Annotated in this window: 15 protein-coding genes; 6 read left to right on the forward strand and 9 right to left on the reverse strand. The window is 49.8% G+C overall.

Features of this window, described 5'->3' with window-relative positions:
• From AC0YNZ_RS18745 to AC0YNZ_RS18760, 4 genes are all read right to left on the reverse strand, one after another.
• Positions 1-1,335, reverse strand: a complete 1,335-nt coding sequence (locus tag AC0YNZ_RS18745; protein WP_475828052.1) for an LLM class flavin-dependent oxidoreductase — start codon at positions 1,333-1,335, stop codon at positions 1-3.
• 92 nt (positions 1,336-1,427) lie between these two features.
• Positions 1,428-2,588, reverse strand: a complete 1,161-nt coding sequence (locus tag AC0YNZ_RS18750) for an MFS transporter (protein WP_475828053.1) — start codon at positions 2,586-2,588, stop codon at positions 1,428-1,430.
• Between the two features lie 112 nt (positions 2,589-2,700).
• Positions 2,701-4,035, reverse strand: a complete 1,335-nt coding sequence (locus AC0YNZ_RS18755; protein ID WP_475828054.1) for an LLM class flavin-dependent oxidoreductase — start codon at positions 4,033-4,035, stop codon at positions 2,701-2,703.
• 230 nt (positions 4,036-4,265) lie between these two features.
• On the reverse strand, positions 4,266-5,198 hold the full coding sequence (locus tag AC0YNZ_RS18760) for a beta-propeller fold lactonase family protein (protein ID WP_475828055.1): 933 nt from the start codon (positions 5,196-5,198) through the stop codon (positions 4,266-4,268).
• Between the two features lie 191 nt (positions 5,199-5,389).
• Between AC0YNZ_RS18760 and AC0YNZ_RS18765 the strand changes: the two genes are divergently transcribed.
• Positions 5,390-6,439 (forward strand): YheC/YheD family endospore coat-associated protein, encoded by a 1,050-nt coding sequence (locus AC0YNZ_RS18765; RefSeq protein ID WP_475828056.1) that lies wholly within the window; start codon positions 5,390-5,392, stop codon positions 6,437-6,439.
• Between the two features lie 165 nt (positions 6,440-6,604).
• On the opposite strand, the gene AC0YNZ_RS18770 is transcribed toward AC0YNZ_RS18765, so the two are convergent.
• Positions 6,605-8,389, reverse strand: coding sequence for a M3 family oligoendopeptidase (locus AC0YNZ_RS18770; protein WP_475828057.1), 1,785 nt, complete (start codon positions 8,387-8,389; stop codon positions 6,605-6,607).
• A gap of 113 nt (positions 8,390-8,502) precedes the next feature.
• Here AC0YNZ_RS18770 and AC0YNZ_RS18775 point away from each other — a divergent pair, with 113 nt between their 5' ends.
• Complete coding sequence (locus tag AC0YNZ_RS18775) at positions 8,503-8,673, forward strand: YycC family protein (RefSeq protein ID WP_475828058.1); 171 nt, start codon at positions 8,503-8,505, stop codon at positions 8,671-8,673.
• Positions 8,670-8,912 (forward strand): hypothetical protein, encoded by a 243-nt coding sequence (locus AC0YNZ_RS18780; RefSeq protein WP_475828059.1) that lies wholly within the window; start codon positions 8,670-8,672, stop codon positions 8,910-8,912. Before AC0YNZ_RS18775 ends, AC0YNZ_RS18780 begins: the two co-directional genes overlap by 4 nt.
• On the opposite strand, the gene AC0YNZ_RS18785 is transcribed toward AC0YNZ_RS18780, so the two are convergent.
• Positions 8,909-9,649, reverse strand: a complete 741-nt coding sequence (locus AC0YNZ_RS18785) for a DUF2225 domain-containing protein (RefSeq protein ID WP_475828060.1) — start codon at positions 9,647-9,649, stop codon at positions 8,909-8,911. The two genes, AC0YNZ_RS18780 and AC0YNZ_RS18785, sit on opposite strands and share 4 nt — an antisense overlap.
• A 5-nt stretch (positions 9,650-9,654) precedes the next feature.
• On the reverse strand, positions 9,655-10,044 hold the full coding sequence (locus tag AC0YNZ_RS18790) for a globin domain-containing protein (RefSeq protein WP_475828061.1): 390 nt from the start codon (positions 10,042-10,044) through the stop codon (positions 9,655-9,657).
• A gap of 499 nt (positions 10,045-10,543) precedes the next feature.
• On the opposite strand from AC0YNZ_RS18790, the gene ylbJ reads away from it, so the two are divergent.
• Together ylbJ and AC0YNZ_RS18800 are read left to right on the forward strand one after the other, a co-directional pair.
• Positions 10,544-11,554 carry a sporulation integral membrane protein YlbJ gene (gene ylbJ, locus AC0YNZ_RS18795; RefSeq protein WP_475828125.1) on the forward strand — a complete coding sequence of 337 codons (1,011 nt, stop codon included), beginning with the start codon at positions 10,544-10,546 and terminating at the stop codon, positions 11,552-11,554.
• A gap of 97 nt (positions 11,555-11,651) precedes the next feature.
• Entirely contained in the window at positions 11,652-12,449 is a 798-nt protein-coding gene (locus AC0YNZ_RS18800; RefSeq protein ID WP_475828062.1) for an NAD kinase, read from the forward strand.
• A gap of 53 nt (positions 12,450-12,502) precedes the next feature.
• Here the strand turns inward: AC0YNZ_RS18800 and AC0YNZ_RS18805 are convergent, their stop codons facing one another.
• A complete protein-coding gene (locus AC0YNZ_RS18805) occupies positions 12,503-13,234 on the reverse strand; it encodes a YutD family protein (protein WP_475828063.1) in 732 nt (243 codons plus the stop codon).
• A gap of 26 nt (positions 13,235-13,260) precedes the next feature.
• Positions 13,261-14,199 carry a lipoyl synthase gene (lipA, locus tag AC0YNZ_RS18810; RefSeq protein WP_475828064.1) on the reverse strand — a complete coding sequence of 313 codons (939 nt, stop codon included), beginning with the start codon at positions 14,197-14,199 and terminating at the stop codon, positions 13,261-13,263.
• Positions 14,200-14,391: 192 nt separating this feature from the next.
• On the opposite strand from lipA, the gene AC0YNZ_RS18815 reads away from it, so the two are divergent.
• Positions 14,392-15,462, forward strand: coding sequence for a M23 family metallopeptidase (locus tag AC0YNZ_RS18815; RefSeq protein WP_475828065.1), 1,071 nt, complete (start codon positions 14,392-14,394; stop codon positions 15,460-15,462).
• Positions 15,463-15,581 lie beyond the last annotated feature (119 nt).

Raw genomic sequence — 15,581 nt, forward strand, 5'->3', positions numbered from 1 at the left:
TTAAACATCTGCCTTTAGTACAGATTGATGGCGGATATTGGCGGGACGCGCCAGTCCTAAATTTTCGCGAAGCGTCTTTCCTTCGTAGGCTTTGCGGAATAGGCCGCGATTTTGCAGCTCCGGCACGACCTTGTCGACGAATGCTTCCAAGCCGCTAGGATAAAGCTGCGGCATAATATTGAAACCATCGGCACCGCCGTTTCTGAACCAGCGTTCGATTACATCGGCCAGTTGTACCGGCGTTCCTGTGAAGGTCACATGCCCACGAGCGCCTGCCAGACGACGGACGATTTGGCGAATCGTCAGGTTTTCACGAACCGCAAGATCGACGACAAGCTGATAGCGGCCTTTGCGTCCGTTGATCGCATCTATGCCAGGCAGATCATCGATCGGCAGCGGACCGTCGAGCGGATAACCGGAAAGATCAATCCCTACGCGTCCTGACAATCTTTGGACTCCCGACTCGATATTCGCCAGAGAGTTCAGCTCTTCATCGATTTCCCGCGCTTCCGCCTCCGTATCCGCTATAATCGGGCTAAGGCCCGGAAGAATATGCAGCTGATCCGGCGTGCGACCGTATTTGGCCAGTCTGGATTTCACATCGCTGTAGAAAGCCTGAGCCTCTTCAAGCGTCTGCTGCGCGGTAAATACTACCTCTGCTGTTCTCGCAGCAAGCTCCTTGCCTGTCTCAGAGGAGCCGGCCTGCACCAGCACCGGGTACCCTTGCGGAGGCCGTGGTATGTTAAGGGGACCTCTAACCGAGTAATATTCACCCTTAAAGTTGATCTCGTGCACCTTGCTGTCATCGACCTGTATGCCGTTTTCTTTGTCATATTTGATAGCGTCATCCTCCCAGCTGTCCCACAGCTGCTTGGTCACTTCAACAAATTCATCGGCAAAATCATACCTGAGCGAATGCTCAGGATGCGCATCCAGCCCAAAGTTAAAGGCCGTCGACTCCGTCCCTGTCGTGACGATGTTCCAGCCTGCGCGGCCGCCGCTAATATGATCAAGCGAAGCGAACTTGCGCGCAACGTGGAAAGGCTCGTAATAGGTAGTGCCGACCGTAGCGATCAAGCCTATATGCTCGGTTACGGTAGCGAGCGCGGCAAGCTGTGTGAAGGGCTCAAGCTTGCCCGATGAGCGGCCCGAATAGCCGTCTGCTACAAATATGGAATCGAGCAAGCCGCGTTCCGCAATTTGAGCGATTTTTTGATAGTGGCGAATATCTAAACCAAGCTCAGGCGTGCTGCCTTGATAACGCCAAGCTGCCTCATGATGGCCTGTTCCGGAAATAAAAGCATTAAGGTGAAGCTTACGCTCTGGTTTACTCATATCCATTCCTCCAAGTGGTCATTTTTTTGTTGCTAACAAAAAGGAGACAAGCTTGATCGCTCGCCTCCGGCTGTCCGGTCGATTTCATTTCGTTATAAATCGTTCGTTTGATCTCTCCGCGCTTTTCCCGGCGAGTCGGCGGTTAGGAAGGCTCCGCCTATCAGAAACGCCCCGCTCACATAGAAAATTGCAATGATTCCTGTCCATGCACCTATCAATCCGAAAAACAACGGGGCAATCATTTGCGACAGGCGATTGGACGCCATTCGCAGCCCGAGAACTTCGCCGGTCCGATTTTTGGGCGATGAATTGTACGTCGTAGTCATGGAAAGAGGCTGGCCGCAGCCTAGACCAGCCCCCATTAAAGCGCTAAACAAAGCGCATAAGAGCGTATTCGTCGTCAGCGGAACGAGCAGAAAGGATACGCCTGCCAGTACAATAGATGCCCAAAGAATGAGATCGCGGCCAAAGCGTCCCGTTAACCGCGACAAAAAGACCCGAACCAGAACCATCGTTAAACCCTGTACGCCGATAATTAAACCGATTGTCGATGCCGACATGCCCCAGGCGCTAGCGAACAACGGGAAATAGGCTACGTAGACATCGCGGGAATACAGCACTAACGCGCTTGAAGCGAGCGCTTTACGCAACAGCGGAATTCGCAGCAGATCTAAGGCCGATCCGCCGCCGTCCTCCTCTTGAGGCTGTTTCGTCCGCTTTAGGCTTGGAATAAGTAAGGCTAGGCCCATTGGGACGATGCCGGCGACCGAAGCGGCCGCGAAGGCGAACGCATAGGAACGATAATCGGCCAACAGCCCTCCCGTCAATGGACCAATAATGCCTGAGAGAGCTACTGCCATACTAAACAAGCCAAAATGATGATCGCGATTTTCTGCTGTCGACATATTCCCGATTAAATTTTGCAGCGATATGCTGACGAATATATGCGATACGCCGATCAACGCTTGAGATACGTACAAGGACCATAGCGATGGCATTAAAAACGGGAGTAAAACGCCGCTGATCATGCCAGTAAGGCCCATCAGTACGGGAAGGCGGTCACCTGTCGCATCCGCCGCTTTACCAATGTGGATGGCAAAAATGAGCGGGAATAACGCGTAGGTCGCCGTTATCATCCCGATTTCAATGGCGCCGGCCCCTAGACCCGCCGCATAGAGCGTCACAAGCGGCCGTGTAATATTCATCATTAACTGAAACCCAAACGCGATGGCTATAATTTGATTTAACTGCAATGCTGCTCACCTACCCATCCTAGAGAGACGCGCAGAAACGCTTAATTCCCATCCGGCATCCCTTTTTATCTTCTGTCTCCGCCGCTTCCCCCGATGCCTCATCATTCAGATGCTACTGCGAGGAAGCGAGGCTGGCCTGGAACGGGTTGGAGGGATAAGCAAGCCCAAGATTTTCACGGAGCGAAGCACCTTCGTATGCAGTACGGAATATACCGCGGTTTTGCAGTTCGGGCACGACCTTATCCACAAAACTCTCAAGTCCATCCGGATAGATTGGCGGCATGAGATTGAACCCGTCAGCAGCATCGTTACTAATCCACTTCTCGATGACATCGGCCACTTGAACCGGTGTCCCCGTAAATGTCAGGTGACCGCGCGCGCTGGCCAGCCGATTGATCACTTGGCGGAGCGTTAGGGCAGTGTCGCTTCGCAGCATGTCGAGAATAAGCTGATGACGGCTCTTGCTGCCGTTAACCGAATCAATTCCTTTCGGATCAATGATCGGCGGAATCGGCCCGTCAAGCGGATATCCCGTCAGATCTACGCCGAAGCGTTCAGACAGCCGTGCGACCGCTTCGTTCGCATCATGAAAGGAATTCAACTCGTCTTCAAGCTCCTGCGCCTCCGCTGCCGTGTCACCGATTATCGGACTGAAGCCCGGTAGAATTAACAATTGCTCCGGCTTTCTTCCATACTTCGTCAGCCTGGATTTCACATCCGCATAAAATAATTTTCCTTCCTCGAAAGTCGGCTGCGCGGTAAAAATCACCTCCGCCGTCCTTGCCGCTAATTCGCGGCCGCTTTCGGACGATCCGGCCTGCACCAGCACAGGATATCCTTGCGGGGGTCTCGGAATATTTAAGGGTCCTTTTACGGAATAGACCTCGCCGCGATAATTGATTTCATGCAGTTTTCCCTCATCAAATTGAACGCCGGCCTGCTTATCGAATACAAGCGCCTCTTGCTCCCAGCTGTCCCATAGCTGCTTCGTAACCTCCACAAACTCCTCCGCCCATTTGTATCGCTCCGAATGCTCCAGATGCGATTCCTTGCCGAAATTGTACGCCGTCGCGTCCGTATGTCCCGTTACGATATTCCAGCCCGAGCGTCCTCCGCTAATATGATCGAGCGAAGCGAACTTTCTGGCTACGTGGAATGGCTCATTGTAGGTAGTTCCTACCGTACCGATTAAGCCGATATGATTCGTGACCGCCGACAGTGCGGATAGCAGCGTGAACGGCTCCAAGCGCCGCCCTGTGCCAACATAACCATCCGCCATAAATAATGAATCCAACAATCCTCGCTCAGCGGTTTGCGCCAATTTCTTATAATAATTAAAGTCAAAGCTTAGCTCCGGCGTCGTCTTCGGATGCCGCCAAGCTGCTGCGTGATGGCCTGCAGCCCGGAAAAACACATTCAAATGAACCTGCTTTTTTGGTGCACTCATTCCCCTATCTCCTCCAATCATTTTTACTACGAGAAATTCGCTCAAAAAAATAGCCGGAGACAAGGGGCTTGCTCTTGTCTCCGGCTGTCCGGTCGATGTGATAAATACATTATTCCTAGGTGATTAATATGAATTAACATGTTTGTATAATATCAACCTTCTAAAAGACTGTCAAACCATTTTTTAGAAAAGCCTTTTTAAGCGGCTGTCTAAGAAACCCGCTTGTTTGCTTATCTATTCGGGACTCTTGCAATAATAATAACAGCTGGTATTTCTCCAACCGGAATACGTCCAGGCAGTTCCTTATTCGTTACTGTGTTAACGATCGATACCGTATTCTCTCCCGAGTTAGTAACGTAAGCCCGTTTGCCATCCGGAGTGAATGCAAGAGTAAACGGACCTAGACCCACTTGAATTCGAGGTAAAATTTCCGAGTTCGTCGCTGTATTAATGAATGATAGATTGTTATCCTGTGAGTTCGTTACATAGGCTCTGGCTCCATTAGATGTGAAAAAAGCGGCAATCGGGACATTCCCTACCGGGATAGGCGGGGGGATTACCATATTTGTGGCCGTGCTGATAACCGATAGATTAGCGTCTCCCGTATTCGTTACATATATACGTGGAAGTTTCGGATTTACCACCGCTACTGCAGGAGCAGTACCGACCGGAATAGTGGCGATTACACTATTATTCGTTAAATTGAGTACTGATACTGTATTATCACCCGTATTTGCGACATAACCCCTAGTACCGTCAGGCGAAATGAAAATACTCGTAGGTCTAAGACCAACCGGAATAGGCAGCTGGATCTGCATATTGGTGTTTACATCAAATACGTATACTGCGTTAACTGTCGGATTCGAATTGGTCACATACAAACGTGTACCATCCGGTGTAATGGCCATACCTGATGGCGTGGCGCCAAAGTTAATAAGTGGAGGGATTACTCTGTTCGTTACGGTGTCAATGATGGAAATCGTACCATCACCCGAGTTTCCTACATACAATCTTCTCTGGTTAGGAGTAAGCGCTAAGCCTATTGGTGTAATTCCAACAGCTATTCGAGCAATTTCCACATTAGTTCTCGTATCTATGACAGAAACCGAATTCCCTAATTGATTGGTTACATAGGCGAGTATCCTTGCACGGAGAATTCCCATTCCATACACCTCTCTTAATTATTTTTAAAGTCTGATTGACCAATATCAATATATTCAGTCCTACTTATACCGTGTGGTCAAACGACACTTGGCAATTACCCTATTATCGGATATATGAAGATATATCCACACCATTAGCGTCTCGTCTACGTAAACTGATAAAAAGTCTGCTAATGCGGGTGATTAGACATTTGAAGAAGAAAGCTTTGATAGGAATCATGGTATCGACCAGCGAAGATCTCAAACCGGTTCTGAAAAAATATGATCGCTTTAAAGGGAGTCTTCCAGTCCGCCTCTTTACCTTTACTCCCCAAGACGTTCACTGGGAGACAAGTAAGATTCAAGGCTTATGCTTGAAAAATGAGCAATGGAAAGAAAGAACTTTCCGCTTTCCCGATGCTGTCTATAACCGTTGTTATCGAAGAAAAACAAAAAAGATACAGCGTTTGGAAGCCTGCCTTGGGCCAAACAAATGCTTCAATCGTGTAACCCACATAAACAAATGGCGGGTATATCAGGAGCTAAAAAAAAGCAATCTTCAATCCTATATACCGGAGACGTCGCTCTATCTTCCTGATCGGCTGCGAGATTTACTCCAAGTAGAGCCGCAATTAATTGTTAAGCCGTGCTACGGGAATAAGGGAAAAAAGGTTTATATAGTAGAAAAGACAGAGGATCACCTATTCAAGATTTACGAAGATACGTTCACACCCATATACACTTCCGGTAACGAGGATGGCTTCTTCCAAGAAATGGATCAGCTTATTGCCGGCAAGAAATTCCTCATTCAGCGAATGATTCACTTTGCGAGAGTAGAAGGAAAGATTGCTGATTTTAGAATACTTATGCAAAAAGATATGACGGGTTGTTGGAACCTTACAAAAGGAATAAGCCGGATAGCTCCCTCTCACTTTTATATAACAAGTCGCGCTGAGGAAGTCTATGAGATGGATGAAGTACTCAAAGTCTTGTTTCGAAACCCCTCGGACATAAAGTCCCAGCTCCGGAAGATCCGCCGATTAAGTATCAGGATCGCTCAGCTGTTAGACAAAAGGATAGGCTTATTAGGTGAGATTGGCCTTGACATAGCCATCGATGGGGAAGGAGCGATATGGTTGATTGAAGTGAACGGTAAACCCCAAAAAGCTATATTTCGTATGATGGAAGGGAAACGGTGCAGCGAAATTGATTCCGTCTATAAGCTCCCTATAGAGTATGCTTATTACCTGTCACAGACTTGATTCCAGCATAGCCGGCAGCATTTCTTACACTTCACAAGTTCAACACGATTTTCTCCAAACAAGACAAATAAGCAAAGCCAGAATACCATACGGCAAATGGCTTTGCTTATTCAAGTGTTGATTACGTTAAGTACGAGCAAAAAGTAAGCATGGGCTCTGCAAATATTATGGATTTGTCATGTCGATAAACTGCTCAACATCAACCGCAGTCAGCGCAACCGCGTCCTGCCAAAAATCTTTCTCCTCCACATTTACGCCGAGATGCGCCTTAGCAAGCTCCTCAACGCTCATTCGGCCGGTATCGCGAAGCAAGGCGACATATTGGTTTTTGAAATCCGCCCCTTCCTTCAACGCTTTAGCATAAATTCCAGCACTGAACAAATAACCGAACGTATATGGGAAGTTGTAGAAAGGCACGTCTGTTAAGTAGAAGTGCAGCTTCGAAGCCCAGAAATGAGGGTGAACCTCGCCGAGCATATCGCAATAAGCTTCCCGCTGCGCTTCCTCCATTAAAGCATTAAGCTCTTCGACTGACACCAGACCTTCGCTGCGGCGCGCATAGAAGCGGGTTTCGAATAAGAACCGGGCATGTATATTCATAAAGAAAGCTACGGACCGCTGGATTTTGTCCTCAAGCAGACCAAGCTTCTCCTCGGGATCCACTGCAGCCTTCATAGCGCGGTCAGATACGATCAGCTCGGCAAACGTAGAAGCCGTCTCCGCCACATTCATCGCATACTCTTGCGATAAGGCAGGCAAATCGTTCATGACATGCTGATGATAGGCGTGGCCAAGCTCATGGGCCAGCGTCGAGATGTTCGAGGCGGTACCCGAATAGGTCATGAAAATACGGGTTTGGCCGCTCTTCGGAAAAGCGGTGCAGAAGCCGCCGGGGCGCTTGCCGGGACGATCCTCAGCCTCGATCCAGCCTTCACGGAAGGCCAGTTCTGCGAAGTCGGCCAGCTCGGGGCTGAAATTTCGGAACTGCTCTAAAATAAAAGCAGCCGCTTCGTCGTAAGGAATCATTTTCGTCGCGGAGCCGATCGGCGCTTCGACATCATGCCAGTCAAGCTTATCGACGCCCAGCAGCTTCGCTTTGCGCTCAAGATAACGGACAAGCACCTGCTTGCTTTCTTGTATGGCAGACCACATCGCATTTAGCGTCGCTTCGCTCATGCGGTTTATTTGCAGCGGCTCCTGAAGCACAGATGACCATCCGCGCCTCTGGTAAAGCTTCAAACGGAATCCGGAAATCCGGTTAAGCGTCTCAGCGCATAAATCGGCTTGCGCAGACCACTCCCGCTCCCATTCTGCGAATGCAGCCTGGCGAACCCCGCGGTCCCCGTCGGATAGACGATTATGCATTTGACCAGCGGATAAAATGTTCTTCTCGCCGTCTTTGCCGGTATCGGTAAATTTCGCTCTTGATACGATCACGTTATAATAATCGCCCCAGCCGTGGTAACCGTCGACTGCCAAATCTCCTGCGAGCGCCTCCAGCTCCGGAGCCATCTTCTGCTTCGCGAGCTCCCGGCGTTCGGTCAAATTAAAAGCGACCTCGGCAAGCTTCTCATGCTCAAGCAGCTTCGGCCACTCGCGGTCATCAAGTCCGCGCAGTCTGTTATCGAAGCGGGTAAGTACGCCAAGAAACTTTGCAGCTAACGTTTTCACGCGGTCGCCACGCGCGTTAGCCGTGGTGTCCTTGACGTTCTGAGCCAATAAACAGGAGACGAACGACTCCGATTGGCGCAGTCTAAGTAAGACGCTTTGAAGCAGCTCCGTCATGGTCACGATTGCTGAAGCGGGACTGCCTGCTTCCTCTGAAAGCGCGGCATCCAGCTTCGCAATATCCTCGTCAATCCCTTTCAGCTCTTGCAGGAAAGCAGCCGAATCAGAGCCTCCCTCATAAAAAACGTCTAAATCCCAGCTTTGCGGATATCCCTTATTCATCTGCTTCCATCCTCTCCTCCATAAAAAAAGCCGGGAAGCGGCCGCGTTTTTATTTGCGCAAACCTTCCCGGCGGTGTATAACTTAATTATATCCAGATTGGAGGAACTTCACCATGTCTAAACCACTGCAAATTTCAGCCGATACGGCGGTTAAACTGTCCGAGCAGCTTGGCATACCGTTAGAGCACTTAATGCATATGCCGCGTCACATACTGCTGCAGAAGCTGGCAGAGCTTGCTAAGACCGATTCGCCAGCAGCACCCGAGAGCGAAGAGAAATCATGATTCCGTTCGAAAAAGCATGGCCTTATGACATTATTATGGGCGATCTCTATGTATCAAGCTGTCCCTTTTGCCTTGCAGACAACGTGCTGCTCCCCGTAAAGCCTACAGAAATTCAGGACATTCAGCAGGGCATGAAACGATTGCTCGTCTTCCCGTGCTGCCGGAACAAAGTGACTATTGTTGACGCAGACCGGGATTACTTGCTGACCGACCGCGTTCTTCGGAAAAAAATCCACTAAGCGGATGTAGAAATCGTTTGCTCGGACAAAACCGCGCTGTCGCCCTGAGATGAGTCGCCGGATGCGTTTACCGATCTGGCTTCCGTTTCCTCGCGGATAAGCTGCCACTGCTCGCGGCTGGCGCGAATCATTGCGGCATCGACGATTTTCTTGTCATTTACGACGCGGGAGAACCACCTTACCGCATCGTTCCATTCACCGATTCGACGATTCAGCTCCCCGATCAGATACATCAGCTTGGCGTTGTTAAGCGCAACTCCCTCCACCTCGTAAACCCGTATGTATGCCTGTAGGGCAAACCGCAGAAACCGTTTTTCATCTATTTGATTCTCTTCATAACGGAATAACCAGGCAATATGATGCAAAATCCCTGCAATCACGCGGTCTTTCTCGCCTATCGCTTGCGCGGAGAGAAGCGCTAGCTTGTAGCTCGCCATCGCTTGTTTAGCGCTGCGCTCACCGCCGTAATCCTGATTTTGCCAGCGAACGCCTATTTTTTCGTGGTATTGCTTTCTTTGTTGATCGTTTAACCGCTCCATGCCATTCTCAGTCGAGGCAAAGCCGCAATTTGGGCAAACCCGGACAACATAAAAGTCAGGGTTTACTTCCGTTTTATAATAACCGCAAAAGTCAGTGTCCGTTCTAGCCGCCCTTTTGAAGCTAGGTCTAACCCGCGAGGTCATAAACGTAAATTCACAGCAGATGCATTCGATTTTAGATTGGTAGAGTGGTTCCATTAGGATCACGTCTCCTCTTCAGATGTGTTCACAAAGTGGTGTGCAGGTCCGGATAGTCTGTCTATAACGATCATTTGCAGCGTTTCATCTATACCAACCTCTTGCAGTGCTCTGCGCATGCAGTCCAGCCACGCTTCCGCACGCTCGGGAGTTATTTCAAAAGGTAAATGCCTTGCCCGCATCATCGGATGTCCATACTTATCGGAATATAGCGAGGGACCTCCAAAAAACTGGGTCAAAAATAAATATTGCTTCTCTATGACAGGATCAATGTCCAGCGGGAACAAGGGCCCGAGTAACGGATGAGCCTGTACCTTTGGATAGAAGGATTCAACAATTAGCCTTAAAGTCCCAGCTCCACCTAACGCTTCGTAAAGGCTCACATTCCTATTCATCGTCAAAATCATCTCCATTTTGTAGGTATTTAGTATTATATCACAAAAAATATTTTTGCAGGAAACAAAAAAAAGCCCGCATCGTACTCATACGGGCTTCATCATATAGTGCGTATTACCCATCAACCCTCATAGTCCTCTTCCCCAGGCGCTGTAAGAGATTCTCGAATGACATAGACGAAAGCACATACCAAGATGCCAGCGATAATACTCATACTCATCACTCCAACCGTTTCAAAGGTAATTCTATTGTACCATAAAAAATGCAGGAATCCAGTATTTTGGAAGCGGTTTCTTTATCAATAATAATTATTTTTATTCGGGGCCAAGTGATGGATGTCCCAGTAACGACATATACGTGTAGGAGGGGTTGTACCCCGTCGTTTTTTTACTCTCGAATATGCCATTTCAAATAAGTGAGGAGGCGGTCTTTTTGCTGCGCGCTTTCGTCCATCCGTTATCTTTAACCGCCCTTGGCGCACTAATAATAGTGCTGCTAATGAGCGTTTTTCCAACCGAAACGCTGCACTCCTCGCTTCGTGGTCTCTCTATCTGGTGGCAGGTGCTTTTCCCGGCATTATTCCCTTTTTTCGTCATCTCGGAGATACTGCTCGGATTCGGCATCGTACATTTTTTCGGCAAGCTGCTGGATCCGTTTATGAGACCTTTATTTCGGCTTCCCGGTATTGGCGGCTTTGTCGTTACAATGGGTTACATTTCCGGATATCCGGTAGGCGCACGGCTAACGGCCCAGCTCTGGGAGCAGCGGCTCGTCAATCGGACGGAGGGCGAGCGGTTAGTTGCTTTTACAACGACGTCTGATCCTATTTTCCTAATCGGAGCCGTTTCGGTCGGCTTCTTTCAAAATGCGGCGCTTGCGCCAGTGCTTGCTGCGGCCCACTATGGCGGCGGACTGATTATCGGCTTCCTCATGCGCTTCCACGATCGCCATGCGCCGCTGTCCGCTGTTAAAAAAAGCATCGATATCGCAGGCGGACTAAAAAAACGTAGGCCATCGCGAATAGCCGAAGCGCTCAAAGCGATGCATGAGGCCCGCTTGCTTGATGGCCGCGGACTCGGAAGGCTGCTTCAGGATTCTATCCAATCGGCGCTTCGGCTTATGATTGTCGTAGGAGGACTGGTCGTTTTTTTCTCCGTCGTAATGGAGATGCTTACGCATGCCGGTATCGTTGAAGCATTGGCTGAAGCGCTCCGATATTGTTTTGGTCTGATCGGACTGCCAAAGCCGCTAGCCGATGCCGGCATATTCGGTTTATTCGAGGTAACGCTTGGCGCCCGCGCAGCAGGCACAGCGGGCACAGGGCTCATGCATCAAGCCGCGCTTGCCGCCTGGGTGCTGTCATGGGGCGGATTATCGGTTCATGCACAAATCGCAAGCCTGCTCAGCAGAACCGATTTGCGCTATCGTCCTTTTTTACTCGCCAGACTGCTGCACAGTTTTATTGCGATGGCGCTTGTTTACTTGCTTTGGGGCTGGCTGGGCCCCTAATTCACCTATTCAAACATGTGAGCGTGCGGCTCATTGAATTTAAAGGCAATTTCCTATATCATCTTAAGTACTATGGAGATCGGAAGGAGATTTACCTTTGAAGTATGCGGTTATTGATCGAGGCGATTCTTTATCCAGAACGTTAGCAGAGAAATTTCATACACTAGCTGCAGAGCGAGGCTTCACAAGAAATGATGAAGCACCGGAAATTGTCATTTCCATCGGGGGAGACGGAACGCTTCTGCTGGCCTTTCATAAGTACGTGGATCAAATTACGAATGTCGCATTTGTCGGCGTTCACACAGGACATCTAGGCTTCTATGCCGATTGGCAGGCAGACGAGCTTGAGGATCTTGTAGCGATGATGGCTAATGAAACGCCAAGAATAGTCAGATACCCGCTTGCGGAGATTGAGCTTGAGACGCCGACTGAAACCCGCCATTACATAGCCTTAAATGAATTCACGCTCAAGGGTGTGGATGGAACACTCGTAGCTCAAATTAACATTAACGACGAGATGTTCGAAATGTTCCGCGGCGACGGTATCGTCATCTCTACCCCTTCGGGGAGCACCGCGTATAACAAAAGCTTAGGCGGCGCCCTCGTCCATCCGTCGATAGAATCGCTGCAGATCGCGGAAATCGCATCGATCAACAATCGCGTGTACCGTACGCTCGGATCTTCCATGCTGCTGCCGAAGCATCATCATTGCGATATCCTTTCCAAAAAAGAGCAGCGGCTCCAGCTCACCATCGACCATCTCAGCATCACGCGCATCGACATTCGCTCCATACGCTGCAACGTATCCAGCCGCAAGGTCAGCTTTGCCCGCTATCGTCCGTTTCCTTTCTGGAATCGGGTACGGGAAGCATTCCTTGGCTACGACGTGCGTTAAGAAATCTGCGTGTCTGCTAAGCACTGCAAAAAAGAAAGACACGGAAACGCCAATTACAGGCGCCCCGTGTCTTTTTTGTTTGGTCGATTCGTTTCGGCAGAAGCAGCTGCTGTTTCGCTGGCTGCAAGCCGGAACGGTTTTTTGCCGCGGTGATCGTTGCCCTTATAGCCGCCGCCCTTGCGCTGCTGATGCTCACGCTTTCCGGTGCCCGGCTGTTCGCCGCTGCTTCGTCCTTCTGCAGCAGTAGAGCTGTCGCTGCCGCCCTTATTTTCATGATGGCTGCGGTTAGCGCTTCTATGGCGGTTTTCCCTAGTGTGACTGCGGTTATGTTTCTCCTGCGGTGGCGAAGAGATACCTTCCCTTGCACTCGCAACCTCATCGTCCTCTGCATCCGCACCCTCGGAAACTTCCACTAAGCCGGCAGCTGCCGCAAGCAGATCAGCCGCTTCAATACGGGGCCGGTGATCGTCCGCATCCAAATCATAGTCGTCTGGCTCCCGCTTCGTGCTTTGCGTTTTTTCAAGAATGAAATATGCGCAGCCAAAATTGCAATATTCATTGATATAGTCCGGCATGCCCGAGAGGTTGCTTTCCTTCGTTGCTTTCTGATGATTATCGCGGAAAAAGCCTTTCAGTCTAAGCTGACTATAGCCCCAATCGCCGACGATAAAATCATAACGCTCTAACACTTCGCTGTATCGGTCGCGAAACGCTTCAGGATTCCAGCCGTTTCTATTTTCTTGTACAATCTCGTATGATTTTCCGCCGATATGAATCAAAGCCATGTTATCCACCTCATCTTGAGCGTCAGTTACATACTGCTCGAGCAAGCACCGGAGGAAAGGTTAAATCCCGCTTCTTCGGCATCTGCAGCAATCGCTGCGTGTGCCGAATCGGTTTGCTCATGCGCATGATAAGAGCTGCGTACTAAAGGTGCGGATTCTACGTGTCTGAAACCGCGCTTCAGCCCTTCTTCTTTTAATTTTGCAAATTCATCCGGGTGGACATAACGTACGATTGGCAAATGGTTAGGCGACGGCTGCAAATATTGACCTAGTGTCAAAATATTTACATCATTAGCCCGCAGATCATCCATCGTCTGTAAAATTTCATCCCATTCCTCGCCCACACCTAGCATGATGCTTGATTTGGTAGGAATATTCGGTTTCATTTCTTTGGCGCGTTTAAGAAGCTCCATGGTGCGGCTGTATTTCGCTCTCGCGCGGACGCGGTCCGAAAGCCGTTCCACTGTCTCTACATTATGATTCAATATGTCCGGATTAGCATCCATTACGATCTGAAGCGCATCCTTATTGCCTAGGAAGTCAGGAATAAGCACCTCAACACGGCAAAACGGCATCCGTTTGCGAATCGCATGTACCGTAGCGGCAAATATCGATGCTCCGCCGTCTTTGAGATCGTCGCGCGCTACCGAAGTAACGACGCAGTGCTGCAAGCCCATTTGCTCAGCGGCTTCCGCTACCCGTTCCGGTTCATCCAAATCAAGCTCAGTCGGCATACCAGTCTTAACCGCGCAGAAACGGCAGGCTCGCGTGCAAATATCGCCCAAAATCATAAATGTAGCCGTGCGGTTCGCCCAGCATTCATATATGTTTGGACAGCGTGCTTCCTCGCAAACCGTATGAAGCGTTTTCGAACGCATCATATTTTTAATTTCGGCAAAGTTACCATCTGTCGCAAGCTTTATTCGAAGCCAATCAGGCTTTTTGAGTGTTTCCTGTTGTTTCATATGGGTTTACCTGCTTTCAAGTTCATTTATAATTCCTAAACTCATGGGGTTATTATAACATGTTTCACAAAAAAATAGCACTTTCTCAGGTTTTCGTTTCCATTGCGAACCGATACTCTCCGCCGCGTATAAAAACCAATGACTTGCAAAACATAACGTTATAACCGTCATGCTTTTGGAAGGGTGAGACGTTTGAAACTGACTATTCCTATTGTTGCAGCAATAACGGCAGCTTCCCTGCTTGTTGTCTTCCCCGTCAGCCCAAGCCCGGCAAAAGCGTCTCCTGCCATCAAAAGGCAGACCGGGGCGGCAAATGAGCAAGCGGTAGCGGCCGAGCCCGACCCTCTCCCGGCCAGGAGAAGTTTGTATGAGAAATTGAGCTTGTTTACCGAAGTTCCGTGGTACTGGATTGCGGCGATCGATCAGTACGAGCGCTCGATGTCTAAGGTTCGGCCAAAAGCTAGGCCTATGCTTGGCAGCACCGTGGGCGTGTTCATCGACCAAGAACGATGGGCGGGTCCGCTCAATCCCAATTCGGAGGACAGCTCGCCGGTCTCGATCCGCTTTTTTAACGGCATCGGGCGCGATGGAGACGGCAACGGGCATGCAGAACGAACGAGCGACGTTGATCTGCTGTATTCGCTTGTAAGCCGCGTTGCCGCCTACGGATCAACGGACGATGATTTCGCAATTGGTCTTTGGGAATATTACCAGAATAACCGCTCCGTTCAGCGCATTCAGCAATTTGCCCGCATTTATGCAACGTTTGGCAAGCTCGACCTGTTTGAGCACGCTTTTCCCGTTCCGGTCGGTACTCATTATGCTTATAACAGCACATGGGGAACCGGACGAAGCTGGGGCGGCAGGCGTACCCATGAGGGTACGGACATCTTTGCCGATCACGGGCTTCCTGTACGAAGCACGTGCTACGGCATCGTCGAGGTGAAGGGATGGAATCCTTACGGAGGCTGGCGCATCGGCATACGCGATCTGAACAACTTTTACCACTATTACGCGCATCTGTCCGGTTATGACAAATCGGTCAACATTGGCGATGTAGTAAAGCCCGGTCAGGTCGTAGGATGGGTCGGCAGCTCGGGCTACGGCAAGCCGGGGACGTCCGGCAAATTCCCTCCTCACCTGCATTACGGCGTGTATAGCGACCGAGGATTAATCGAATGGTCGTTTGATCCTTATCCGATGCTGCGCCGCTGGGAGCAGGCGGAGCGCAAACGAATCCGGTCCGGTAAATCAGGCAGCTGAAGCCCCGCACTCGGAAAAATCGCATTTCGCTGTGAAACGCAGGCGCTATGCAATATTTAAAAAAACGACTTTATCGTCTTCTTATTCAGAGGACAATAAAGTCGTTTTTATTGCGGCGG

The sequence above is a fragment of the Paenibacillus sp. J2L1-98 genome (assembly GCF_056269405.1).

What these genes read in the sequence shown, in the direction of transcription:
- AC0YNZ_RS18790 (WP_475828061.1), bottom strand. Translation starts at nt 10,044, where the DNA reads ATGAATAGGAATGTGAGCCTTTACGAAGCGTTAGGTGGAGCTGGGACT.
- AC0YNZ_RS18805 (WP_475828063.1), bottom strand. Translation starts at nt 13,234, where the DNA reads ATGGCTTTGATTCATATCGGCGGAAAATCATACGAGATTGTACAAGAA.
- AC0YNZ_RS18785 (WP_475828060.1), bottom strand. Translation starts at nt 9,649, where the DNA reads ATGGAACCACTCTACCAATCTAAAATCGAATGCATCTGCTGTGAATTT.
- AC0YNZ_RS18775 (WP_475828058.1), top strand. Translation starts at nt 8,503, where the DNA reads ATGTCTAAACCACTGCAAATTTCAGCCGATACGGCGGTTAAACTGTCC.
- AC0YNZ_RS18760 (WP_475828055.1), bottom strand. Translation starts at nt 5,198, where the DNA reads ATGGGAATTCTCCGTGCAAGGATACTCGCCTATGTAACCAATCAATTA.
- AC0YNZ_RS18780 (WP_475828059.1), top strand. Translation starts at nt 8,670, where the DNA reads ATGATTCCGTTCGAAAAAGCATGGCCTTATGACATTATTATGGGCGAT.
- ylbJ (WP_475828125.1), top strand. Translation starts at nt 10,544, where the DNA reads ATGAGCGTTTTTCCAACCGAAACGCTGCACTCCTCGCTTCGTGGTCTC.
- lipA (WP_475828064.1), bottom strand. Translation starts at nt 14,199, where the DNA reads ATGAAACAACAGGAAACACTCAAAAAGCCTGATTGGCTTCGAATAAAG.
- AC0YNZ_RS18745 (WP_475828052.1), bottom strand. Translation starts at nt 1,335, where the DNA reads ATGAGTAAACCAGAGCGTAAGCTTCACCTTAATGCTTTTATTTCCGGA.
- AC0YNZ_RS18755 (WP_475828054.1), bottom strand. Translation starts at nt 4,035, where the DNA reads ATGAGTGCACCAAAAAAGCAGGTTCATTTGAATGTGTTTTTCCGGGCT.
- AC0YNZ_RS18770 (WP_475828057.1), bottom strand. Translation starts at nt 8,389, where the DNA reads ATGAATAAGGGATATCCGCAAAGCTGGGATTTAGACGTTTTTTATGAG.